The sequence below is a fragment of the Acinetobacter tandoii genome, from assembly GCF_008867985.1.
GTDB lineage: Bacteria > Pseudomonadota > Gammaproteobacteria > Pseudomonadales > Moraxellaceae > Acinetobacter > Acinetobacter tandoii.
The window spans coordinates 68,756-93,752 of sequence record NZ_VXLD01000007.1 but is presented as its reverse complement, the minus strand read 5'-3'; the positions used below and the strand labels follow the sequence as shown (position 1 = coordinate 93,752).

Genomic DNA, 24,997 nt, shown 5'->3' with positions numbered 1-24,997 from the left:
CCCTTTAAACATTCATTAGTTTTATACACAGTTGATCGAGTACTAAGTTTGTTTGTACGTTTTGCTCAATAAACTGCTTGGACTGTTGTAAATCTGAATACAAATTAAAAAGCGTTTCTAAAGAATATTGCTCAGAAAGCTGCACCAATTCCAAATCTATATTTTTTATCGGTTGATTTAGCTTGACACAAATCAGGTCAGCCAACAAGTATTCAAACATGCGACTAAAATCATCAAAGGGCAAGGCTTTCTGCCATTTAGTCGCGATAGCCATAGGCATATGTTTATCTTGAACTAATTTTTGCCAATCATTTAGAAAATCTTGACGTAAATTCAACCATTGACTTTGCGCCAACTCTAAAGCTTGCAAGGGCATATCATTAGATAAATTGAGTAATAGGTTCAATTGCTCTGCTGTCAGCTCTGAAGCAAGATGTGCTGACAAATATGCTTGTGTTTGCTCTGTACTGATACGATCTAGTGCAAAATGCTGCAATCGACTACGAATTGTGGCAGGTAGTTTTAAGTAATGTTCTGCCAACAAAATAATGACAACTCGATCACCTGGTTCTTCCAGAGTTTTTAACAACGCATTTGCAGAAGCAGTATTTAAGGCTTCGGCTGGATCAATCACAATTACTCGCCAACCATCGACGGTTTGCTGCACAAATGGCAATAATTCTCGAATTTTTTCAATTTTAATTTTAGCATTCTGCTTTTTATTTTCTTCATCCGTCGAGATATACACATAATTCGGATGTGTATCCGATTTCAACCACTGACAACTACCACACTCTCCACAAGGTGCATTACGCAATTGACGTTGTTGGCACAAAATCCATGCCAAAAAATATTGGGTAAATGCTTCTTTACCACAGCCTTTTTTGCCATAAAACAATAATCCATGCCCTAACTGTGGGAAACGCCCTGTTAAGGTATCCCACACATGTTGTTGCCACGGAAAAATTTGCGGTTGAATATCAGTTAGCATCATCAATCAGTCTTATTCAAAATGTGCAACACCCATGCTGTTTAAACGATCCAAGTCCGCTTGCGTATCTACACCTGGCGGTAAATTTGCTTCTGCAATAGCAATGGCAATACGATGTCCATTTTCCAATACACGTAGTTGCTCAAGACTTTCTAGTTTTTCTAAAACACCCATGTCCCAAGTGACATATTCTTGCAATAAACTAACACGATAGGCATATAAACCTAAATGACGAAACGCTTGTTGATGCAGCTCTGGATGACTCAGTTTAGCTCCATCTCTGTCATAAGGAATGGTCGCACGACTGAAATAAAGTGCCTGATTAAACTTAGACTTGACCACCTTTACGATGCTGTCACGCTGAAATTCATCTAGACTATGTATTGGCTCACACAAAGTGGACATTGAACAATCTGGTTGAGCAACCAAAAGCTCCGCCACCTGCTTCACCAATGTCGCAGGCAATAATGGCTCATCACCCTGCACATTCACAATAATATCGTCTTTATCCCAACCTTTTAAACGTGCCACTTCACTTAAACGGTCTGTACCCGATGGGTGGTCTGCACTGGTCAGTACAACATCAACACCTTCCGCACGACACACTTCAGCAATACGCGCATCGTCTGTCGCCACACACAAATCATCAAAACCTTGCACTTTTTTTGCTTGATCAACCACACGTAAAATCATTGGACGACCATGAATTTCCAATAATGGTTTACCTGGTAATCTTGAACTGGAAAAACGCGCAGGAATGACGATATGCTTCATAATTTACTCTTATTCAATTGAAATGCCTAAATCAGACAATTGCTGATTGAGCACACGATAACATGCACTTGAAAGTACAGCTTCAACGGGCACTACCCAAATTTCACGATTAAAATCTGGATGATGTTTTAAAATTGGCAGCAGTTTAACTGCATCTTTTTCCGTAGTAATAATCGGATTGGTATCTTCAAACTGTAAATCTGTTAGATCATAATCATAATGATCTGGAAATTCGTGGCACTGAAACTGTTGCACACCTAAAGACTCAAGCGTACGGTAAAAACGCTGCGGAAAGCCAATCCCTACAACGGCATAAAAATCTTGTTTAGGATCAAATGTTCGCGCTTCATAGGCATTCAGCAAGTAAGGTGTTGCAACTTCTAAGTGCATATTCAGCTCTGTTTCAGGCTGAGCAGCATGTTCAATCACTGTTCCAGTATTTAAACGGCTTTTCGGTTCACGTAAATAACCTTCAGGCAACAATTTTTCATTACCTAAACCACGATTACGATCTAATACAATCCATTCAAGTTGTCGTGCAAGCGCGTGATGTTGTAAACCATCATCACTAATAATGAGATCTAGCTCATGCTTAGCCAACAGCAGCTCTATGCTTTGTTGACGATTTGACCCCACTGCCATCGCAGCGCCAGTAGATTGTACAATCAGACACGGTTCGTCACCCACTTGATCTGGTGTAGCATCCAACCCTACATATGCAGGGAATGGCCCTTTGCCACCATAACCGCGACTAATAATTCCTACGCGTACATTTTGGGACTGTAAGTAATTCACTAAATGGATTAAGAGCGGTGTTTTTCCACTTCCCCCCACAGTAATGTTACCAATAATCATGACTGGCACTGGTGCTGTATAAATTGATTTTATCCCTTTTTCATAAAGCTTTTGATTCACCCAAAAACCAAAATGATACAAGCATGACAAAGGACGTAGCACAATTAACCACTTTGCTTGTCTATTCCAAGCATTTTGAATAAGTTGTGCCACCGACATGCTTAATTTTCCTCAAAATTACGTTGATGTAACTGGAAGTATGCACCACGTTTTTCGATTAACTCTACGTGAGAGCCGTGCTCAACAATACGCCCCTGATCCATCACCACAATTCGATCAGCATTCTCAATGGTTGATAATCGATGTGCAATAACAATCGTAGTACGGTTTTGCATTGCTGAATCAAACGCTCGCTGAATAAAGTATTCCGATTCGTTATCTAATGCACTAGTTGCTTCATCTAAAATTAAAATCGGTGCATTTTTCAAAATCGCACGTGCAATTGCAATTCGTTGTCTTTGCCCACCCGATAAATTTAAGCCTTGCGCACCAAGTTGTGTAGCATAACCTTGTGGTAATGCCATAATAAAATCATGTGCATAAGCGGCTTTTGCAGCAGCAATCACTTGCTCATCAGTTGCATCTTGCAATAAACCATAGGCAATATTTTCACGCACTGTACGGTTAAATAACACAACTTGCTGATTCACCATCGCAATTTGCGAACGCAAACAATTCACTTCGATGTCATCAATTGGATATTGATCCAACAATAGCTGACCCGAACTTAACTCTTGAAAACGTGGCAACAAGCTGACTAAAGATGTTTTACCTGCACCCGACCGTCCAACCAATGCAACCGTTTCACCTGCTTTAACCTGCAGATTAAAATCATGAATGGCATGATGACCATCAGAATAAACCAAGTTAACATCCTTAAACTGGATATTACCTTGTAATACTGGTGTTAAAGTCCCCGTATTTTCTTCTTCTGGTAAATCAATTAATTCAAAAACTGAATGCGCAGCCGCCATACCACGTTGCAGTTTTTCATTCACATCGGTTAAAGCTTTAATTGGCTTACTTAGCATACCTGCAGCAGTAATATAGGCAACGAATTCGCCCGCTGTGGTATCTCGCAAAATTTCAGGACGCAAGGCAATCCACATAATAATACTCATAGCAATGGACATAATGAACTGCACTACTGGGCTGTTCAACTGCTGTACCACAACCATTTTCAAACCACGTTTTAGGTTTTCAACTGATGTCGCTTTAAAACGCTCTTGTTCATAAGCTTGTCCACCAAAACCTTTCACCACCACATTACCATTGACCGTTTCTTGCACGACATGGTTAACGTCACCCATCGTGTCTTGCACTTGTAATGACAATTTACGCATACGTTTTGATGCTTTACGAATCAACAAACCAATTAATGGCGCGAAAATCAGAATAATTAAGGTTAAGCGCCAGTTGGTATAAATCAAATATCCCAACAACCCCAAGGTAATTAAGCCCTGTTGAACAATGGTCTTTAGCGATTCAGATGAAGCAGCGGTGAGCTGCTCCACGTTATACATAATTTTGGCGGTAATGTGTCCACTGGTATTGTCTAAGTAGTATTGCGAAGGCAAACGTAATAGCTTGGCAAACACTTCCTGACGAATATCAAAAACTAAATTTCGTGAAATAACCGCCGTAAAATAGCCACCAATGAAGGAGCCTACACCTCGAAAGAACATCAATAACACAACCAAAAATGGGATAAGGTTGGTAAAACCCTGATCCCGATGTTGAATGGCTGTAATAATTTTTTCCAGCAACTTGGCAATTGATACTTCGGTTGCTGCGTTAATAGCAAAACCAATGACGATTAAAATCGCTACGCCCCAAAATCGCTTCAGATAGCTCAGAAGACGCAGATAGACCTTGAAATCCTGATTCACTAATAACCTCGAGATGGTACTTTGGTACTGATATTAATATTCACAAAACCGAGTTGCCCTGCAACATCCATGACACGGATGACATCTTGATGCGTAGCTTTTGCATCAGCAGCAATCACAAACATTAAATCACGTCGCTCATTAGAGATCTGTTTAATTGCAGTACTTAAATCAGCAACTTCTTTACTCGATAAGGCCTGTCCATTCACGGCATAGTGCCCTGAAGAGTCCACAATCACTTCAATCTTTTGATTGTATTGCTTCGGTGGAACGCCTTGCGCATCGGGCAACGTCAGGTTCATGCGACTAAACTGATTAAATGTGGTCGATAACAGTAAAAACACCAAGATAAACAATAAACAGTCAATCATTGGTGTCAAATTAATATGAATATCTTCAACTTGCCTACGCTTGAATTTCATATTTCACCTTAGCCTGCTTTACGAAGTTCTTGCTCTTCAACAGCAGAGTTTTGGTAGTAAAGTGCTGCATGAAATAAGGTAGATTGCTGCTCTAATTCTGCTACATATTCCTGTACCAAACGCTGAAAATAACGATAGGCAAATAAAGCTGGAATTGCGATCAACATGCCCGCAGCTGTGGTAATTAAAGCTTTTGAAATCCCTGGAATCATCATGGTTGGGTTACTGTTGCTTCCCATATCAATTACTAAAAAGGATTCAATAATCCCCACAACTGTTCCCAATAATCCCAAGAGTGGCGCAACCGCACTTAAAGTGCCTAAGAAATTAATATTTTTTTCTAAAAAACCAATTTCTTGTGATGCTGTTGCTTCCATTTGCGCACGTGCATATTGCTCTGTTTGCTTTTGGCTATTTAAACCAGAAACTAAAATGCGTCCTAGACTACTTAACTGCAAGTTTTGATTATTTTGTAATTGTTGTACGACTTGATGTACATCCTGCCCACCACTCAACAACAACTCTTTTGGTAATACCATTGAACGTTTCAAACGAATAAAACGCTCAATCGTGATCGCTACTGTAAAAATGGAACACAAAACCAGTGGAATCATTAACCATCCACCAGCTTTTACTAATTCCCACATTATTCTTCCCCAAGAATTTTAAAATATTAATCAGCTAAACAAATATTCAAAATACCATCCAACTCATCGAGTGAATGATAATGAATCACGAGTTTGCCTTTACCCTGTTTATTATGATCAATTTTTACATCTGCACTAAAGCGCTCAGCTAAACGCTGTGTAAGCTGCTGTAAATCTGGTGCAATGTCAGTTTTCGCTTTTTCAGTTTTTGGTGCAGTCAAATCACGTACAAGTTGCTCTGTTTGACGTACCGATAAGCTTTTAGCAATCACCAACTCTGCGACTTTTATTTGTTCTTTTGCCTTCAAAGTCAGAATTGCTCGCGCATGCCCCATATCAAGTTGACCTTGTTGCATCAGATCTTTGACAGATTCAGCCAGCGTCAACAAACGCAACAAATTACTCACTGTGGTACGTGCTTTACCCACAGTGTCTGCAATTTCTTGATGACTTAAACCAAATTCATCATGGAAGCGCTGTAAGGCAAGTGCTTGATCAATTGGGTTCAAATCTTGACGTTGAATGTTTTCAATCAACGCCAAAGCAATTGCGACTTGATCATTCAAATCACGAACTAATGCTGGAATTTCAGTCAATCCCGCCAATTGAGCTGCACGCCAACGACGCTCACCCGCAATGATCTCGTACGGGTACTCTTCATCGGCAATCGGACGAATCACAATCGGTTGCATCACGCCATGCTTTTTAATGGATGCAGCCAATTCTTGTAAATCATTTTCCTGAATAAATCGACGCGGTTGATATTCGCCACGTCTAAGCAAATTAACATCAATTTGTTTTAGCTGACCATGATCTAATGCTTGCACTTCAAGTTGTAGTTTTTCTTTTTGGATTGACCCAAGTAAGGCATCCAAACCACGACCTTTGGCAAGTCCGCGTTTTTTTAAGGTCATGCTTTACTTCCTTTCTTCACTTTGCTTTTCTTTAAAATCTCAGCTGCTAAATTTAAATAGGCAACTGCACCCTTGGAACTTTTTTCAAAATAAATAATCGGTAAACCGTGAGCAGGTGCTTCAGCCAGACGTACATTACGCGGAATCACACAGTCATATAGCTTTTTACCAAAATACTGTTCTAGTTCAGCTGATACATCACGGGTTAAAGCATTACGACCGTCATACATGGTGCGTAACACACCCACAATTTCTAACTGCGGATTCAAAGCCTGTTGAATACGGTCAATGGTCTGGGTTAAGTCTGCCAAGCCTTCTAATGCATAATATTCACATTGCATTGGAATAATGACACCTTGAACGGCAGCTAATGCATTTACTGTAATTAAGCTTAAACTTGGCGCACAGTCCACAATAATATAATCAAAGGCATGATCAATACTTTGTAAAGCATCACGCAAAATGAACTCACGACCCTCTTGCTCGGCAATTGCAAGCTCTACACCCGCCAAATCTCGGTTTGCCCCAAGAACTTTATAACCTACTTCTGCTTTGGTAATTGCCGTTTCAATTGGCACTTCACCCAAAAGTACATCTGTTACTGAATATAATAGGTCATTCTTTTGAATGCCTGACCCCATTGTGGCGTTACCCTGTGAATCCATATCCACAAGTAAAACTCTTTTTTTCAGCACGGCTAATGATGCTGCCAAATTAACTGCGGTTGTGGTTTTCCCTACACCACCTTTTTGGTTCGCAATCGCAATAATTTGAGCCATGGTAACCCCAGTCCTTCGAAAATAATTAAATCTGTTTCAATAATAATAAATGGCGCTGCTCATCTAATCGAGGTACTTTTAACTCAATCACTTCACAACTGTATTCATCTTTTAACGCGATAATTTCATCTTGAGGAATCAAACCTTTCATTGATGCAATGATGCTCTTTTCATGCATATATGGCTTAGATGCAGTTACAAAGTCAGTCAGCGAAGCAAATGCTCGACTGGTAATGACATCAAACTTTCCTAAATTTTGAATACTACCTTCATCTTCAACACGCGTTTGTACAGCAACCACATTTTTTAATTTTAAGTCTGCAATAAACTGCTTTAAGAAACGAATTTTTTTACCGTTCGAGTCTAATAACACACAGCTACGTTCAGGCTGACATAATGCAATGATCATGCCTGGCATACCACCACCAGTACCAATATCGAGCAAGCGACCTTCTGGCAAGTCTTTTAAAATACTGAGGCTATCAAGCAAATGCTTGACCAGCATTTCTTTAGGATCACGAATTGCTGTCAAGTTATACGCCTTATTCCAAAGGACTAAAGCGTCTTGGTATTTGAGTAATAAATTTAAAGTCTCTTCGCTGAGCTCTAAACCTAAAGCTTGACTACCCTGCTTTAGTTCTTGAAAAAACATGTGCATATACAATTAACGTCTCGAAAATGTTAGGTGAAGTATACCGATTTATCCATGAAGTCATAGTGGCTTGTGCTTAGTGAATATTCACTTAAGCATACATGCCTTGTCGAATCTGCAAATCTAGAGCAGTTAAACGCTCTGGCGTGCCCACATCAACCCATGAAGCATGCATTTTTTCTGCAGAAACTCGACCATCTAGCATCGCCTGTTTCAATAAAGGCGCCAAAGGACGTTTACCATTTTCCAAGCCTGCAAACATCTGCGGATGCAAAACAGCCACACCACTATAGGTTAAATCTTCGCCTTGCTGCGCTTGTTCAAAAGTATATGCACGTCCATTCACCAAAGTAAAATCACCCTGTAAATGCTGTGGGGGATTTTTCACAAAGACCAAATGCGCCAAATCCTGATCAAGTTGTATTTCCAGCAATGAAGCAAAGTCAAAGGTCGTCCAGACATCACCATTGACTAGAATAAAAGGTTCTGTTCCCAATAAAGGCAATGCATTAATAATGCCACCCGCTGTTTCTAAACCTTCTTCTTCGCGTGTCCACAAAATATTTACACCAAATTGCGAGCCATCACCTAATGCACCAATCAACACATCAGCCAACCATGCAGAATTGATCACGATGTCTGTCACACCAATTTCTTTGAGTTTTTCAATATGCCATACAATCAGTGGCTTACCACCAACTTCGAGTAAAGGCTTAGGTTTATACAGCGTTAAGGGACGCATCCGATTGCCCAATCCCGCAGCTAAAATCATGGCTTTCATGCAGCAACGACCTCGTATTTGCCATATTTTTGTTCAAATTTTGGCATAACTTTAACCCGAATGAACTGCATAAATGGTTGTAATTCTGCATATGGCTTGCTTTCTTCCAGCAAATACCACATCACACGTGGTAAATCTTTGAGATAACCTGATTTGCCATCACGCTCAAATAGACGCACAAAAATGCCTAAAATCTTGATGTGGCGCTGAATCGCCATTAGGTCTGCATCTTGCTTAAACTGCTCAAAGTCACGACCTTCTTTCGCAGAAGCAGGCAATAAGTCATAAAACACTTTAAACCAACCATACACGCGCACAGGATCCCACTGTACATAAGCATCACGCGTAATTGAAATTAGATCATAAGTATCTGCACCAATCACCGCATCTTGAAAATCGATCACACCTTGCTCTTGCTCGTCTGCCAAAAGCATTAAATTACGACTATGAAAATCACGATGTACAATCACTTGTGGCTGGGCCAAAGCTGCATTGGCTAAAATCGCAAACGTTCTTTTAATCAATGCAGATTCCTCTTCCGAGGGTTGAATCTGTAAACTTGGCAGCAGCCAATCGGTTAATAACGACATTTCAGTCATTAACTTTTCATAAGAATACGCGGGGAAATGTCCCTCACCATTAATTGACTGTAATTGAATCAACTGTTTAAAGCTTTGCTCATAATGTGCATCGACGGTGTTTTCATCTAACTGCGTTGATAACAACACATCGCCAAAATCTTCAAGCAACAACAGACCTTGCTCTAAGTCTTTCGCCACAATATGGGGTACACGTACACCATGCGCATCAAAAAATTCATCAATCGACACAAAAGGTACACAATCTTCTTTCTCAGGAGGTGCATCCATCAACATAAATGTTTTATGATTCAAATTGATTCGTGCATAACGACGGAAGCTGGCATCACCTGCTAAAAAATTAATTTCAAATTGATCTGAACCAAGTACAGATGTAATCCATGTTTGTATCAATTGTTCACGTTGTGTATTCATTTGCGATAAATTCTAATACAGGCTGAGTTTTTAAAGTGCTAAGTGTAGCCACTTATCAACTTTTTCTCTATGATGCGACAATAATTAATTGCGATTAAGCATACTTGGTTAATGATACAAATGAAGCATCAGTTTAAATTCAATCCTTTAGCGACTGCTATTTTCAGCCTCTTATGCGGAAGCTCGATTACGGCATACGCAGATACATCTAATACTGTTTCATCCCTAACCAATGAACAACTGAAAGCAAGTATAAATGAAGCCTATGCGGGGCAACATTTTTTTGAACAATACTATGTCGACAAATCTGCACCTGAAGCACAGCAACGCCAGGGGAAATCACTAAGTGCAGCTTATTGTCAAGGAGCTTGGGTCACTCCAATTGCCTCAAACACAGCAGCGGTTGATCCAAGCAAAGCAACATCCGTGGTTACGGCCGATTATGGCCATTATGACCCGAACGGTGATTCTGTTCTTGAAGGTAATGTTCTGATAGATCAAGAAGGACGTCAAATTCGTGCCGATAAAATTACCATTGATAAAACACAAACTTTCGCCAATGCGCAAGGACGTGTGCAAATGGCGCAAGCTGGTCTTTTGGCGCAAAGTGACCAAATCAATTACAATTTGAAAACCCAACAGGGTGATTTAAATAACAGTTACTACATTGCCGAAGAACAACATGCACATGGTCATGCAGCCAAAATTGCTCGCACCTCTGAAAATGTTGTCGTATTAAGCAATGCCACCTATAGCACTTGCCCACCGGAACAAAAACCAACTTGGAAAATTCAAGCCAATACAATTGAATTGAATCAAGACACTGGACGTGGTGTTACCAAAGGCACTAAGTTATATGTGAAGGATGTTCCTGTTTTAGCTGTACCATATTTCAACTTTCCGATTGATGACCGTCGAACTACAGGAATTCTGACTCCTGGTTTTGGCTATACCAACGATGGTGGTATCGAGTTTTCAGTTCCTGTTTATTTAAACCTTGCACCGAATTATGATGCCACACTGACACCACGCTATATGAGCGACCGTGGCGCCATGATAGATGCTGAGTTCCGTTATTTAACAGAAAACTTTGGTGAAGGTAAAATTTGGGGTGGCTATTTACCTTCAGATGAGAGCTATAAAAATCAAGATCGTAAAGATTTGCACGTTATCCACAAATGGCAAATCAACGACAGCTTCTCAACCAACCTTGAATACAACTATGCATCGGATAAAGACTACTTTACCGACCTAAATAATAATCCAAACACCAAAACCGACCTGAACTTACGCCGTGCTTGGGAGCTTAATTACAAAAACGGCATCCCAGGTCTGACGGCTCAGCTAAAAGTCGAAGATTTCCAGACCTTAGATAAATCAGTTTCCGATGAAAAGCGTCCTTACGCGCGTTTACCTCAATTCTTACTCACCTACAAAGGTGGAAATCCACAAGGTTTCCAGTATGAATTTAATAACGACACTGCTTATTTCAAAAAGAATATTGGCAGTACAACCTCAGCTACCTCAGAACCAAGCGGCACAAGGTTCTATAACGATTTTGCTGTACGCTACAATTACCGTAATCCTTGGTCGTTTGTTATTCCAGAAGTCTCAGTACGCAGTATTAACACCTTCTACGACCAAGACACGATTACAGCACAGCAGAATCAGACCACAAGTGTCAGTAATGCTGACCAAAACAAATCTGTCGTCGTTCCGCAATTTAGCTTGGACACCGGTTTAACATTCGAAAAAGATGGCAAATACTTACAAACCATTACACCACGTGCCTTCTATGCATATTCGCCTTATGAAAATCAAGCGGATTATCCAAACTTCGACACTATTAGCGCCTCAATCAACTATGATCAATTGTTTAGTTCAAGACGTTTCTATGGTCATGACCGTTTAGAGGACAACAATTTCTTATCATTGGGCTTAAGTTATAGCTTATTTGATGATATTGGCTTAGAACGCATCAAAGCGAGCGTAGGCCAAAGTTTCTATTTTGATGATCGCCGAGTCACTTTAGATGGCACAACAGATGAGTTAAACACAGAATCACATACGGGCCCAATCGTTAGTCTTTCAAGCCAACTCTCGCAGCATTATCGTGTAAGCGCCAACTCAGCTTGGATGGCAAATGGAGACAATGCTCAACGTGATGTGCAAATTTACTACATGGGCGACCAAGGGAATATTTATAGTGCAGGTTATTTCTATCGCAAGGAAATTACTAACCGCCAAGATAAATATGACCAATTTGTTGCATCATTTATACAACCTATTCACAACAACTGGCGTATTATGGGCCACGCTCAATATGACATGGACAATAATGTTGCGCGTGAATACTTACTCGGTGTGAATTACGAATCGTGCTGTTGGGGGCTTTCTCTCTACGGACGTTCTTACTACAACGACTTGGATGATGTAAGCGATTCTAGCGTTAAACCAAAACGTGCTTTTATGGCTGAAATTAACCTGAAAGGTTTAGCTGGTTTCAATAATAAACTGGCATCCATGCTTGAAAATCGAATTTTAGGTTACGATCATATTAATTAATTTGGACACGATGTTAATGAAGACAAAACAGTTAAAACAATTCTTTAAGGCGACTGCACTAGCAATTGCCCTTTCTTCATCAATGCCGACATTTGCCCAAACTTCAGATGAAGTTGTAGCAGTTGTCGACAACAGTGTCATTTTACGCAGTGATTTACAGCAGAATGTTGCCGAAGCTAAACATCAATTAGAAGCTCAAAAGCGCCCTGTTCCGCCAGAGCAGTATCTTGAGCAACAAGCACTCGAGCAACTTATCTTACGTCAAACTCAATTAGAGCAAGTAAAACGCTATAACATTAAAGCCGATGAAAAGAGCTTAAATGAAGCTGTGCTTAAAGTAGCCAATCAATCTGGAATCAACTCGTTAGAAGCATTCCAGCAAAAGTTAGACAAAATGGCACCAGGCACCTACGAATCTCTCCGCAAACGTATTGCAGAAGATTTAGCGATCACTCGTTTACGCCAACAGATTGTGATGTCACGTATTAAAATTAGCGATCAAGACGTTGCCAATTTCCTTAAAACCCCGCAAGGACAAGCAGCTCTGGGCAGCCAAGTTCATGTCATTCATGCGCGTATAGCGGGTGACAGCAATGTAGAAGCCGCTGCCAAACAAGTACGCACTGCTTTAGCCAGCAGCGATGATATTGCAGCGATTAGCAAGCAATTCAGTACCAACAGCGTTAAAGTTGAAGGTGCAGATATGGGGTTCAGAAATCTTTCTGAAATTCCCACTGAACTTGCGGCACGTGTTACTCCCCTCCAAGTTGGTCAAACCAGTGAACTGATTACCGCACGTGATGGTATTCATGTGATTAAGCTATTAGAACGCAAAGGGTCTGAACAAAAAGCCATTATTCCACAATATCAAACGCGTCATATTTTGATTCAAACTTCTGAAGTTGTAAGTCCTGAAAGCGCCAAACAAATGATTGATAGCATTTACAACCGACTTAAAGCGGGTGAAGATTTTGCAGTGTTGGCAGCTACATTCTCAAATGATTCTGGCTCTGCTCGTGATGGCGGTAGCTTAGGTTGGGTAAGCCCAGGTATGATGGTTCCTCAATTTGAAGAGCAAATGAAGAGCACTCCTGTAGGTCAAATTAGCCAACCCTTCCAGACCCAGTTTGGTTGGCATATTCTTCAAGTGACTGAGACGCGCCAGCAAGATATGACACAGGAATATCAAGAGCGCATGGCTCGCCAAATTCTAGGTGAGCGTCAATTTGACGCTGAATTAGATAGTTGGTTACGTGAAATTCGTAATAATGCTTTTGTTGAAATTAAAGACCCAAATTTGGATCGTAAGAACAATAAAACATCTTAATTGGTAACTTGAAAAGCCAGTCAAATGACTGGCTTTTTTTACTACAGTTATGTAATTCATTTGCCATTTATAAAAATTTTGTACACCTTCTATACTTATTATTAACTTTGCATGAACCTTATCCTGTAACATCTATCCCGAACAATTTCTTAAATTCCCGTATTTTTTATTAAAAAAAAGCCTCTCATTTGAGAGGCTTTTTTCATGAATATCAATTAACGATTGTTGTCGTCTTCTTGAGAGTCATCAAATTTAGTTTCGCTATCAAAACCACCTTGGCCACCAAAGCCACCTTGACCACCAAAGCCACCTTGGCCACCGAAGCCACCTTGACCACCGAAACCACCTTGACCGCCGAAACCACCACCTTGACCGCCAAAGCCACCTTGACCACCAAAGCCACTGCCTTGACCGCCACCAAAGCCACTGCCTTGACCGCCACCAAAGCCACCGCCTTGACCGCCACCAAAGCCACCGCCTTGACCGCCACCAAAGCCAGCACCTTGTGCACCAGCAGGAGCACCAGCAGGACGAGGGTTACGTGCAGGAACAACCGTAGAAATAGCGTGTTTATAAACCATTTGGCTTACAGTATTTTTCAACAGAACAACATATTGGTCAAAAGATTCAATATGACCTTGTAACTTAATACCGTTTACAAGGAAGATAGATACAGGAATACGTTCTTTACGGAGAGAATTCAAGAACGGATCTTGCAAAGTTTGACCTTTAGACATGTTATACAACTCCAAAAATATTAAAAATCAGCGCAAAAAACTATCTTTATTTTTCAATTAAAAATTATAAAAAAGACAGTATGTAAATTTTGCTTTATCCGTAACAGTTTCGCAAGTCTTCTTGAGCCTGCTTTATTGTTAAATATGTTTTAAATTTATGCGACTGTTGCAAAGATCTTAACCAAGTATATTGACGTTTGGCAAGTTGTCGTGTCGCAAAAAGGGCTTTATCCTCCATTTCTTTCTTATTTTCGAGACTTTTGTCGCTTTTTAATAAAAAATCTAAGGCTTGTCGATAACCTACTGATCTCATTGAAGGCAAATCATCGGTTAGATCGTATTTTTCAATTAGTGACTCGACCTCATTTAAAAAACCGATATCCCACATAATTTCTAAGCGTTTTTCAATTCGCTTATGCAATTCTAACCGATCTGGTAACAAAGCATAATTATGAAAAGTGTAACGATATGGTACATTTTTAGGTTGTTCTGCTTGTAGTTTGGTAATCGGTTGCCCTGTAATACGAAACACCTCGAGCGCACGAATAATACGTTGCTTGTCACTCACCTTGAACTTTTCGCCCGCCAATGGATCCACTGCACATAGCGATGCGTATACAGCCTCCCAGCCCTCAAGCTCACCTTGTGCCTCAATTTCTGCTCGAATAGCATAGTCCGCACTTGGTAGATTGCTTGATAAGCCTTCTAGCAAAGCCTTGAAATACAACATCGTTCCACCGACTAAAATCGGCGTTTTCCCTTTGGCATGTATGCCATCAATAAGTTTAGATACATCTTCTACAAATTGCGCAGCAGAATACACTTCTAACGGGCTTATAATATCAATCAAATGATGTGGATACTGCACCTGCTCAGCTTTACTTGGTTTCGCTGTTCCAATATCCATATCTCGATAAACCAATGCCGAGTCAACAGAAATCAATTCAAAATTGCCCCGTTCATATAACTCACATGCTAAAGCCGTTTTACCGCTGGCTGTAGGTCCCATCAAATTGATGACAGGCAATTGATTCGACATTTAGGTTCACTCTCCTCGAGCAAAAAGTTTATCTAGCTGAGCCAATGGAAATGCACGCCAAGTTGGTCGACCATGGTTACATTGACTCGCAAATTCAGTCTGCTCCATTTGACGAAGCAAGGCATTCATTTCAGAAAGGCTTAATAATCGATGCGCACGCACAGCACCGTGGCACGCCATACCCGCCAAGATTTGATCACGTTTCTGCAATAGCCCACGCACCTCGTCCGTTGGATCCAAATCATTGAGTAATTCAGGAATCAAAGCCGAAAAATCAGCTTTGTGCAAAATAGCAGGCACACCACGAACAATAACCTGTTCATCACCATATTGATCAATTTCCAAACCCAAGCGTGCTAAAGGTTCTTTCAAATCTTCTACTCGAAGTGCCTGCATCCGATTCACATTAACTACTTTCGGAATCAATAACTGCTGAGAAATCCAAAACTCTGGATTTTCCCAAGCGGATTTCATTTGTTGTAATAAAATCCTTTCATGCGCAGCATGCATATCAACAATAATCAGACCTTCGGTGTTCTGTGCCAAAATATAAATGCCGTGCAACTGTGCAATTGCAATCCCTAAGGGATGCTCATCCACCTTAGGCGCCATATCATCAATTACAACATCATCAGTAGACTCAGCTACTGTACGTAATGGTGCGAAGTAGCTCTGTAAAGCAGCAGCATTTATCCTTGATGTAGGATTGACTTGATACGCTCGGGAATCTTGCGCCACATATTGCACAGCATGTGGCTGTGAAGACTCGAAGTCTGTTAATATGGCGACAGACTCAGGTGTTAGTGTAGACTCTACCGAACGATGCAGTTGGAACTGCTCCTGATAACGCGGTTGCTGTGTATTAGTTGGGCTTGTTGGCTCAACTTTCAATGCTTGGGCTAAATCTGCGCTCGCAGTTTGAAATTGAGACAGCGTGTCTTTTGCAAAATGACGTACAAACTCATGAACCTCGCGTTGATTCAGAAAACGGATTTCATGCTTAGTTGGATGAACATTGACATCGATATTTTCAGGATCAACTTCTAAAAATAACAAATATGCAGAGTGTTGATGCCCGTGCAAAATACCATCATAAGCCATGCGTAAAGCATGAGAAATCGTTTTATCTTTGACAATCCTCCCATTGACATAGACATACTGTAAATCTGCTTGTGCTCTTGCATCCGAAGGATGACCCAACCAACCACTAAGACGCATATTGACGCTGTCTGCGTCAATCCAATACGCATTTTCTGTGAATTGACGCCCCAGTAATTGTTGTACCCGCTGAACGCGTAATGCGCCACTATCGGCAACGGGCAAATTCAACCGAATATTATTGTTATGTTCTAACACAAAACGAATATCAAAATGAGTAAGCGCTAAGCGGCGCACAATTTCTTCGATATGACCGAATTCCGTGCCTGGTTTTTTTAAGAATTTTCGGCGCGCAGGGACATTAAAAAATAAATCCTGTACTCGAATCTGTGTGCCACGCGATGCTGCTACAGCTTGAATTTGTTGGTGTTGAAATGCAGTGCCATTCACTTCAACCTGATAACCAACACCATCGTCTACTTGACTACTGGTCAAGGTTAAACGGGAAACTGCTGCTATCGATGCTAATGCTTCACCACGAAAACCCAAACTCACAATCGCATGTAAATCTTCTGCGGTTTGAATCTTACTGGTCGCATGACGCATCACCGCCAAAGACAAATCATCAGGATGAATACCTCGACCATTGTCGATAATTTCAATCAGCGTACTACCACCTTGTTCAACACGAATGATCAGTTCTGTTGCACCTGCATCAATTGAGTTTTCCAACAACTCTTTGACGACAGAAGCTGGTCGTTCAATTACTTCACCCGCAGCAATCTGGTTGGCAAGTGCGGGATCTAAAGTATGAATGCGGCGAACAGAAACTTCATCATGCATGTTGAAATGCCTGCTCAAGGGCTTTATAGAGCACTTCATCTTTAAAGCTCAATGTGGCATGACGAGTTAGCTCGTCTTCTGACTTTAATATCTCAATAGTTAAATCTGCTGTAGGAATTTCTTCACCACCTTTACTTGGCCATTCAAATAAGAATAAAGCGTTGGGTGTATCCAAATAATCGCGAATACCCATTAACTCAAGTTCATAAGGATCATTGAGGCGATACAAATCAAAATGAAAGACTTGTTTATTCTGAATGCTGTATGGTTCCACCAAAGTATACGTTGGACTTTTTACTGAACCTTCATGCCCAAGTTGTTGTAACAAATAACGGGTAAATGTCGTTTTCCCTGCACCTAAATCGCCAATTAAATAAATTACACCCTCAGTAAAATGTTGTGCAACCACGCACGCAAGTTGCTGGGTATCTGCTTCAGAGTTTAGGGGCAAATGAAATGAATACGACATATGACTCACAGCATGATTCAAAAGTAGAATTATGATAGCATCGCCACGCTCTTAATACCTATGCCATGCATACGAAATGTGTATTTTTAATACAGCACATGCATTCTACCAACCTGTTGTGATTGATATCTTATGACTGCGCATGACTTTGTTCCTCCGATGATTCGTGGTGTAACGGCTAGTAAACTGTTCTTACCTGCTATACAGCCTGCACCGCAGCGTTTATATGATTATCTCTGCCAACAGTTTTCACATATTTCAGCACAAGAGTGGCAACAACGTTTTCAAGACCAATTGATTTATGCAGCCGACGGTACAATTCTAAGTTTAGATAGCGCTTATCTTGCCAATCAACATATTTATTACTATCGTTTTTTAGCACACGAAATCCATGTTCCGTTTCAGCATCATATTTTGTATGAAACTGATGATCTGTATATCGTCGATAAACCACATTTCCTGACCATGAGCCCTACCGGTCAATATGTGCAGGAAACCTTATTAGTACGCTTAAAAAATCAAACAGGAAATGCGGATTTAACCCCGATTCATCGTTTAGACCGTGAAACGGCAGGACTGGTTTTATTTTCTAAACGGCCAGAAACGCGTGGTATTTACCAACAAATGTTTGCTCATCGTGAAGTTAAAAAGACTTATCATGCGATTGCAGCCTATCATTCCTCTCTTGAATTCCCACGTACCGTTTGTTTAAGAATGGACAAAGGGCAACCTTTTTACACCATGAAAATTGTAGAAGGTGAACCAAACAGCGAAACCCAGATTGATATTTTGGAACACAATTCTCAATGGGCGAAATATCAACTAAAACCCGAGACTGGAAAACAGCATCAATTACGGGTTCACCTGAATCATTTAGGCATAACCATTAAAAATGATCCTCTTTACCCAATAGTGCAACACAAATCTGATGATGATTTCTCTAACCCATTACAACTACTGGCTAAGCGAATTCAATTCATCGATCCTGTTACAAACAAGTCTATGGACTTTTCATCCAATTTTGAACTGACACTGTAGTTTGTTTGTCATTACAAAAAAATGAAGTTTTAAGCTCAAGAATATTGAAATTACAATAAAATTGATTAAAATGAAGTCTAAAATTTTAATCTTCAAATTTATAAAAATCATGAGAAAAACCGAAGTTTATCAAATTCGTCTCGATTCACAGGAAAAGAAACAGGCTTTTGCTGTCTTTAAACAGTTGGGGATCACGCCAGCACAAGCGGTGCGGCTTTTTTTCAAACAAGTTGTACTGACAAAGTCCATCCCCTTTTCTATTGAAAATCAGAATATCAATTTAGAGCAATTGATTAAGTTAAGACGACTCAAACAAGAGCAGAAAACGGCTGCTGTTACGCATGAAAGCAATGACAGCTCAAACAGCATTCAACATAACGATGAATTTCTCATTGATGATGACCATCTAGACTTATTTGAAGAACTTAACGCAATCTTGGGTGAAGGTGATAAAAATTAACCCTGTTGCATTTTTATACATTATTTAAATTTTTTCATTTAAAAACTTAGGTATGCTTCATGCAATGACAATAAAAAATGCATGGAGCAATCAATGATTGTAAAAAGAGCGACATTAGATGATCTCAATCAACTTGCAGTTTTATTTGATGAATACCGCCAATTTTATGGTGCTTCTTCCAATTTAAATCTTTCCCAACAATTTTTAAAACAACGCTTTGAAAACCAAGAAAGTGTCATTTTTATTCATATCAAAGATGAAGTATTTACAGGTTTCATTTTGCTTTATTTAGGTTTCTCTTCTGTTGCCTGTTCAACCTACTATATTTTAGACGATGTTTATGTAACACCCCAATTTCGCCGTCAAGGCTCAGCCAAACAACTTATTGATACTGCCATTTTGTTTGCACGACATGAAAATGCGCTTCGCATTAGCCTCGAAACGCAAAAAACCAATCGTGAATCTCATCGGCTATATGAAGCTATGGGTTTTATTGCTGATAATGAGTTTAGAACCTACCATTGTTTCCTCAAATAGCTTCTCGGGTACGTGCTAACGCTATCTGCTCAGGTGTCAAATAAATCCATTCGCCTTCTTTTAGCTCAGGGCACTCTAACGCACCAATTTGCACACGATGCAGCTGTTCTACTTTATTGCCCACTGCAGCCAACATTCTTTTCACTTGATGATAAACGCCTTGATGAATTGTCATTTGCAACTCACAGGCTGCCAATTGCTGTACATCTGTAGCTGCAAAAGTACCTTGTTCATTACGTAACTCAACCCCCTGTTTAAGCTGCTCAATCTGTTCAGAGGAAATTGGATCAGCAGTTTGCATACGGTAAACTTTACCCACATGCTTTTTGGGATGGGTTAATGCTTGAAGAAATTGACCATCATCCGTAAGCAGCAATAAGCCAGTGGTGTCTTGATCTAAACGCCCAACACATTGTAATCCACGATTTAACAGTACATCATCAAACAAGTCGAATACACTAAAATGATGCGTTGCCTGATGAGAGCATTCATAGCCCGTAGGTTTATTTAGTGCAATGTAAACGTTTTCTCGATATTGATAGCGTTTTCCATATACATCAAAAACTAAGTTTTCCAAATTTAGCTTTTGCTTAGGATTTTGCATAATGTCTTGGTCAATGCTAACAGCTCCAGATTTAATTAATTGCTGGCAATGCTTACGCGAACCAAAACCTTGAGATTGCAACATTTTTTCCAAATACATAATTTAAAGCCTTACATCAAAGTGCTGCATTTTAAACAATTTTCTAATTTCCCGCTGATTTTCTGAATGCAATGTACAAAAAGTCGTTACAATAGTTGCATTTTCACACATTCTCCCTGCATCTCATGCCTAATTTAGATTTAAATCTGATAGTACTTTTGGTTTTAGTGGCTTGTGGTATTTTCAGTCACAACTCTGCTGTTACCATTGCTGCTGCTGTACTGATTGTCTTCAAAATAACACCATTAAGTGAGTTTTTCCCGCTATTACAACAACACGGTTTAAATATTGGTATTGTTATTTTAACCATCGGTGTTTTAACCCCAATTGCCAGTGGCAAAATCCCTGGTGAGGCTATTCTTAAATCATTTTTAAGCTGGAAATCATTACTTGCAATTGCAATCGGCGTATTTGTGGCTTGGTTAGGTGGACGTGGGGTCAAACTGATGACTCATCAACCCAATATAGTTGCAGGTTTACTGATTGGAACTGTAGCAGGGGTTGCTCTGTTACGTGGGGTACCTGTAGGTCCTTTAATTGCCGCAGGTGTATTGTCATTATTTATAGGACACTCTTAGCCCAATTCAATTGAATGTGATGATGCAATCTTTGAATTGCACCATCACAGCAAACATATCTATTAGATTAAGACAAATAATACTGATGACGCTTCTGTGAAAATTTATCCAACTGTTTCAAGAAGCCTTCAAAATAATTCTTCTCTTTTTCCTCAGTTCGATAGCCAGCATATAATGTCCTACGCAGACCTCTTTCAGAAACACAATCCAAACGACGTGATGTTACCCAGCCTTTTTGCTCATACTCATTCACAACCCAATCAGGCAAAGCCGCAATACCACGCCCACTTGCCACCAATTGAATTAACATTTGAGTTAAGTCCGTGGTACGGATCTGTTTAGGTAGAATATTCGCTGGAATGAATAGCTTAGACATAATATCTAAGCGATGTTTATCAACTGGATAAGTAATAAGAGTTTCTTCAGCCAAATCCTGTACTGTAATCTTTTCAGCACGTACCAAAGGGTGTGTATTGGATAATACTAAGCGCGATTCGTATTCAAAGATTGGAAAGTAATCCACCCCTTTTAAAGCAATTGGATCTGCGGTAATAAGCAAATCAAACTCGCCATTTTGCAACAACTCATGCGGATTGGCTTCGAAGCCAGAAGCAAAATCTAAATCTACATCTGGATATTGCTGGCGATATTGATTTAACAATGGCATGAGCCAATCAAAACAACTATGACATTCTGAGGAGAAAATAATACGTCCAGTTTGACCATGTACAATTCGCGTAATATCAGTTTGTGCAATTTGAATTTGCGGCAAAACATCGTCTGCAAGCTTTAATAGACGTTGTCCTACATTGGAAAATGAGACAGGACGGCTACGACGATTCACCACCTCTACCCCGTACCAATGATCTAACTCTTTTAATTGATGCGAAATAGCCGAAGGCGTCAAACACAAATCATTGGCGGCAGCAACCAAAGAGCCATGTTCACGAAGTGCGAGTAATGTTTTTAGATGTCGAATTTCAAGCATGTTTATTATCAGTCCGCAAAAATCAAAAGTAAAATGTCCGCGTAATAGTTTAAATCGGATGAAATACCGCAAACCGAGCGAGCAACGACATAAATGTTGATTGATATAATTAAAAACAAAAATCAAAAAAAATGAATTTAACTCATTCTATCACAAAATAAATTAATATATTTCACTACTTATTCATTTCAGCATCTCTTAATTAGATCGCATTTACATATATTTTCCTTAATCTTCAGGTTGAATATACTCAGGCATCAAGTGAGATTTTTTAATACTTTTTTTCTTAAAAAAATACTGAACATATCCTTTAATTTATATCAAAAATATACAAAAAAATTATCTCATTTATATGATTATATTTATTAATTTATAATAAAAAACCTAACATTTATAATTTTAATTACGTTCAAATTACAATAAATTCCGAGTAAATTACTTAACATTATTCGTTCATTTCACCTATAATTGTCCATTCTCCCCCTCCCAATGTTTCTATTAAAAATGATCTCTGTGGATATAAATACGGCGACTGATCCTACGCCATCCTATCGCCTATTATGGGTTATTCTTGCGCTTGCCTTAGGTGGTTTTTGTATTGGCACAACTGAATTTGTCGCGATGGGTCTTATCCAAGAAATTTCACATAATTTAAATGTGAGTATTCCTGTAGCGGGTCATTTTATTAGTGCTTATGCCATAGGCGTCACTATTGGTGCTCCAATCATCGCAATCTTAGCGGCTAAAGTACCCCGAAAAATCTTGTTGATTGGGCTGATGCTTTTTTATGGTATCGCCAATGTCATCACTGCATTAACAAATAGCTATGAAAGTATGTTGCTATCACGTTTTATCGCTGGGTTGCCTCACGGTGCTTATTTCGGCATTGCAGCATTAGTTGTTGCTGAATTTGCAGGTAAACAAAAACGTGCTTCTGCTGTTGCCAAACTCATGATGGGCTTAAATGTTGCAACGGTTATTGGTGTGCCTTTTGCGACATGGTTGGGACAGCATTATGGTTGGCGTACTGGCTTTGAATTTTCAGCTTCAATTGCATTTGTAACAGTGATTGCAATTTGTTTTTGTTTGCCAAAAATTCAACTCGACCACACTGCCAGCATTCAAAATGAACTTCGCGGACTTAAAAATACGCAAATGTGGTTAACTTTAGCTGTCGGCGCTATTGGTTTTGGCGGTCTTTTCTCGGTATATAGTTACGTTTCACCAATTTTGACTGAATACACACAAGCCCGTATTGAAATCGTCCCCTTTGCACTTGCAAGTATTGGTTTAGGTTTAGTACTTGGTGGTTTAGTTGCAGGACATTTCGCCGATAGAAACCTGAATAAAGCAATTATTTGGGTACTCCTTTCAAATGCTGGCTCTTATATTATTTGCGCACTCACGATAGGCAACCTCTATACGGCGTTTGCTGCATTATTCTTAGTCAGTTTTAGCATTGCAGGTTTAGGACCATTGCTGCAAACGCGTCTCATGGATGTTGCGGGTAATGCTCAGAGTTTGGCAGCCTCTCTGAATCATTCAGCATTCAATATCGCCAATGCTTTTGGTGCTTTTCTTGGCGGTTGGTTAATTAGTCAAAACCTGGGTTGGCTCGCGCCCATTTGGGTTGGTACATTACTGAGTTTCGGCGGTTTAATTATTTTATTTTGTGCTTTTCAGCATGAGAAAAATAATCTAGTCGTTTCATCATGTCATGAATCTATCTAACACAATGCCTAGACGTGTGCATATGTGAAATAAGCAATGAAAGTGCTTTTTCTGCTTTCATTGCTTTACCTATCGTTGACTCTCAATTTTTAAATATTATTCGGGTAACTTCTTACCACAATGTGGACAATAAGCATATTGTTCACGTTCCTGTTTCAAAGATTCCTCTTTTTGCTCTCGAATCAATTGCAAAATAATATCTTGGGTCTGCTCTTGAGTCAGTCCCACTTCTTTACGTATTTCCTCGATCTTCTCTTTTTCAAGAATAAAATCGATATCACTGTTTTGAATCAATTCACGAAATCTGAGTTCAAGTTCTTGTTTGCGTAATTCAAGCTCATTTGCCAAACCATTGGCTAGAATGCCCGCGGGTAAAGCGGCCAAGCCCACACCTAAAATGGTAATCAGTGCCCCTAAAAAACGGCCAAGCGGCGTTACAGGGGTCACATCACCATACCCCACCGTAGTTAAAGTCACGACCGCCCACCACATCGATGCTGGGATTGAACTAAAAACATCAGGTTGTACCCGACTTTCAATCAAATACACACCTGCTGCCGCCATAATAATCATAATCACCAAGATAAAAATGACGGCTTGGAATGAACCTTTTTCGCGTTCGATGACTCGTAATAAAATTTGCAATGAAACAAAATATCGAGTCAGTTTTAATAATCGAAGTAAACGGACAATTCGGAGGAATCGTAGGTCGAAATGAACAAAGAAATTGAGATATGCAGGCAAAATAGCCAGTAAATCAATAATCGCCCCACCACTTTTAACCCAATTTAAACGATTTCTCCAAGCCGATTCAAAACTGTCTGACTCTGCAACTGACCAAAAACGTAAAATGTATTCTGTGGTAAAAATAAAAATTGAAAAAAGTTCAAAATAATAAAAAAAAGCTTCGTAACGTACATAATATTGATGTACTGACTCAAGTAATACCGCCGCAGCATTACTCATAATGAGTGCTATCAGAAAATAATTAATCGCACGACTTAAGCGGGTTTCATAATCTTCATTGTGCAAATTGTTATAAACAAACTTGCGTAGCGTATACCATGCCGTAAATTTCATTGCTGTTCTAAGTTATTCTTATCGCTTATAAATCAGTGTATATGAACTTTAATTTAAAGTAAGCAAGAATTCCTCTTGCCTACTCTT

General features: G+C 39.7%; 25 protein-coding genes. 7 read left to right on the top strand and 18 right to left on the bottom strand.

Annotated features, from left to right (window positions below):
* Nucleotides 1-4: 4 nt before the first annotated feature.
* The 11 genes from F4W09_RS11695 to F4W09_RS11645 all read right to left on the bottom strand — a co-directional run bounded on the left by F4W09_RS11695 (nucleotide 5) and on the right by F4W09_RS11645 (nucleotide 9,717).
* Entirely contained in the window at nucleotides 5-991 is a 987-nt protein-coding gene (locus F4W09_RS11695; protein ID WP_151504938.1) for a DNA polymerase III subunit delta', read from the bottom strand.
* A gap of 12 nt (nucleotides 992-1,003) precedes the next feature.
* Entirely contained in the window at nucleotides 1,004-1,765 is a 762-nt protein-coding gene (gene kdsB, locus F4W09_RS11690; protein ID WP_104442221.1) for a 3-deoxy-manno-octulosonate cytidylyltransferase, read from the bottom strand.
* 9 nt (nucleotides 1,766-1,774) lie between these two features.
* Entirely contained in the window at nucleotides 1,775-2,779 is a 1,005-nt protein-coding gene (gene lpxK / locus F4W09_RS11685; protein WP_151504903.1) for a tetraacyldisaccharide 4'-kinase, read from the bottom strand.
* Nucleotides 2,780-2,781: 2 nt separating this feature from the next.
* Nucleotides 2,782-4,509, bottom strand: coding sequence for a lipid A export permease/ATP-binding protein MsbA (msbA, locus tag F4W09_RS11680; protein WP_151504902.1), 1,728 nt, complete (start codon nucleotides 4,507-4,509; stop codon nucleotides 2,782-2,784).
* A complete protein-coding gene (locus tag F4W09_RS11675) occupies nucleotides 4,509-4,931 on the bottom strand; it encodes an ExbD/TolR family protein (RefSeq protein ID WP_016167675.1) in 423 nt (140 codons plus the stop codon). Before F4W09_RS11675 ends, msbA begins: the two co-directional genes overlap by 1 nt.
* An 8-nt stretch (nucleotides 4,932-4,939) precedes the next feature.
* Entirely contained in the window at nucleotides 4,940-5,578 is a 639-nt protein-coding gene (locus tag F4W09_RS11670; RefSeq protein ID WP_044740038.1) for a MotA/TolQ/ExbB proton channel family protein, read from the bottom strand.
* A 26-nt stretch (nucleotides 5,579-5,604) separates the two neighbouring features.
* Nucleotides 5,605-6,492, bottom strand: coding sequence for a ParB/RepB/Spo0J family partition protein (locus F4W09_RS11665; RefSeq protein WP_044740039.1), 888 nt, complete (start codon nucleotides 6,490-6,492; stop codon nucleotides 5,605-5,607).
* Nucleotides 6,489-7,271: a ParA family protein gene (locus F4W09_RS11660; RefSeq protein WP_151504901.1), complete on the bottom strand. Its 783-nt coding sequence runs from the start codon at nucleotides 7,269-7,271 to the stop codon at nucleotides 6,489-6,491. The genes F4W09_RS11665 and F4W09_RS11660 overlap by 4 nt, the downstream gene beginning before the upstream one ends.
* Nucleotides 7,272-7,296: 25 nt before the next feature.
* Nucleotides 7,297-7,929 carry a 16S rRNA (guanine(527)-N(7))-methyltransferase RsmG gene (rsmG, locus tag F4W09_RS11655; RefSeq protein WP_151504900.1) on the bottom strand — a complete coding sequence of 211 codons (633 nt, stop codon included), beginning with the start codon at nucleotides 7,927-7,929 and terminating at the stop codon, nucleotides 7,297-7,299.
* An 85-nt stretch (nucleotides 7,930-8,014) separates the two neighbouring features.
* Nucleotides 8,015-8,704, bottom strand: a complete 690-nt coding sequence (murU, locus tag F4W09_RS11650) for an N-acetylmuramate alpha-1-phosphate uridylyltransferase MurU (RefSeq protein ID WP_016167670.1) — start codon at nucleotides 8,702-8,704, stop codon at nucleotides 8,015-8,017.
* Nucleotides 8,701-9,717 carry an aminoglycoside phosphotransferase family protein gene (locus tag F4W09_RS11645; RefSeq protein WP_151504899.1) on the bottom strand — a complete coding sequence of 339 codons (1,017 nt, stop codon included), beginning with the start codon at nucleotides 9,715-9,717 and terminating at the stop codon, nucleotides 8,701-8,703. Before F4W09_RS11645 ends, murU begins: the two co-directional genes overlap by 4 nt.
* A gap of 120 nt (nucleotides 9,718-9,837) precedes the next feature.
* Here F4W09_RS11645 and F4W09_RS11640 point away from each other — a divergent pair, with 120 nt between their 5' ends.
* Complete coding sequence (locus F4W09_RS11640; RefSeq protein WP_151504898.1) at nucleotides 9,838-12,282, top strand: LPS-assembly protein LptD; 2,445 nt, start codon at nucleotides 9,838-9,840, stop codon at nucleotides 12,280-12,282.
* Between the two features lie 16 nt (nucleotides 12,283-12,298).
* Complete coding sequence (locus F4W09_RS11635) at nucleotides 12,299-13,609, top strand: peptidylprolyl isomerase (RefSeq protein ID WP_151504897.1); 1,311 nt, start codon at nucleotides 12,299-12,301, stop codon at nucleotides 13,607-13,609.
* Between the two features lie 215 nt (nucleotides 13,610-13,824).
* Here the strand turns inward: F4W09_RS11635 and hfq are convergent, their stop codons facing one another.
* The 4 genes from hfq to tsaE form a co-directional block, all read right to left on the bottom strand.
* A complete protein-coding gene (gene hfq, locus F4W09_RS11630) occupies nucleotides 13,825-14,346 on the bottom strand; it encodes an RNA chaperone Hfq (RefSeq protein WP_151504896.1) in 522 nt (173 codons plus the stop codon).
* 94 nt (nucleotides 14,347-14,440) lie between these two features.
* Entirely contained in the window at nucleotides 14,441-15,385 is a 945-nt protein-coding gene (gene miaA / locus F4W09_RS11625; RefSeq protein ID WP_044740043.1) for a tRNA (adenosine(37)-N6)-dimethylallyltransferase MiaA, read from the bottom strand.
* Between the two features lie 6 nt (nucleotides 15,386-15,391).
* Nucleotides 15,392-17,326: a DNA mismatch repair endonuclease MutL gene (gene mutL / locus F4W09_RS11620; RefSeq protein ID WP_151504895.1), complete on the bottom strand. Its 1,935-nt coding sequence runs from the start codon at nucleotides 17,324-17,326 to the stop codon at nucleotides 15,392-15,394.
* A complete protein-coding gene (gene tsaE / locus F4W09_RS11615; RefSeq protein ID WP_044740045.1) occupies nucleotides 17,319-17,795 on the bottom strand; it encodes a tRNA (adenosine(37)-N6)-threonylcarbamoyltransferase complex ATPase subunit type 1 TsaE in 477 nt (158 codons plus the stop codon). The genes mutL and tsaE overlap by 8 nt, the downstream gene beginning before the upstream one ends.
* A gap of 132 nt (nucleotides 17,796-17,927) precedes the next feature.
* Here tsaE and F4W09_RS11610 point away from each other — a divergent pair, with 132 nt between their 5' ends.
* From F4W09_RS11610 to F4W09_RS11600, 3 genes are all read left to right on the top strand, one after another.
* The gene (locus F4W09_RS11610) at nucleotides 17,928-18,833 is read left to right on the top strand and encodes a pseudouridine synthase (RefSeq protein WP_151504894.1); all 906 of its coding nucleotides are present in this window, start codon (nucleotides 17,928-17,930) and stop codon (nucleotides 18,831-18,833) included.
* 109 nt (nucleotides 18,834-18,942) lie between these two features.
* Complete coding sequence (locus F4W09_RS11605; protein ID WP_016167661.1) at nucleotides 18,943-19,293, top strand: type II toxin-antitoxin system RelB/DinJ family antitoxin; 351 nt, start codon at nucleotides 18,943-18,945, stop codon at nucleotides 19,291-19,293.
* 93 nt (nucleotides 19,294-19,386) lie between these two features.
* A complete protein-coding gene (locus F4W09_RS11600; protein WP_016167660.1) occupies nucleotides 19,387-19,830 on the top strand; it encodes a GNAT family N-acetyltransferase in 444 nt (147 codons plus the stop codon).
* On the opposite strand, the gene F4W09_RS11595 is transcribed toward F4W09_RS11600, so the two are convergent.
* Nucleotides 19,823-20,533 (bottom strand): pseudouridine synthase, encoded by a 711-nt coding sequence (locus tag F4W09_RS11595; protein ID WP_104442229.1) that lies wholly within the window; start codon nucleotides 20,531-20,533, stop codon nucleotides 19,823-19,825. The genes F4W09_RS11600 and F4W09_RS11595 overlap by 8 nt on opposite strands.
* Before the next feature lie 125 nt (nucleotides 20,534-20,658).
* On the opposite strand from F4W09_RS11595, the gene F4W09_RS11590 reads away from it, so the two are divergent.
* The gene (locus tag F4W09_RS11590; protein WP_016167658.1) at nucleotides 20,659-21,111 is read left to right on the top strand and encodes a DUF441 domain-containing protein; all 453 of its coding nucleotides are present in this window, start codon (nucleotides 20,659-20,661) and stop codon (nucleotides 21,109-21,111) included.
* Between the two features lie 67 nt (nucleotides 21,112-21,178).
* Here the strand turns inward: F4W09_RS11590 and F4W09_RS11585 are convergent, their stop codons facing one another.
* On the bottom strand, nucleotides 21,179-22,099 hold the full coding sequence (locus F4W09_RS11585) for a LysR family transcriptional regulator (protein WP_016167657.1): 921 nt from the start codon (nucleotides 22,097-22,099) through the stop codon (nucleotides 21,179-21,181).
* A gap of 504 nt (nucleotides 22,100-22,603) precedes the next feature.
* Between F4W09_RS11585 and F4W09_RS11580 the strand changes: the two genes are divergently transcribed.
* Nucleotides 22,604-23,830, top strand: coding sequence for an MFS transporter (locus F4W09_RS11580; RefSeq protein WP_151504893.1), 1,227 nt, complete (start codon nucleotides 22,604-22,606; stop codon nucleotides 23,828-23,830).
* 96 nt (nucleotides 23,831-23,926) lie between these two features.
* Here F4W09_RS11580 and F4W09_RS11575 read toward each other — a convergent pair whose 3' ends face one another.
* Nucleotides 23,927-24,910: an ion transporter gene (locus tag F4W09_RS11575; RefSeq protein ID WP_044739827.1), complete on the bottom strand. Its 984-nt coding sequence runs from the start codon at nucleotides 24,908-24,910 to the stop codon at nucleotides 23,927-23,929.
* Nucleotides 24,911-24,997: the final 87 nt, after the last annotated feature.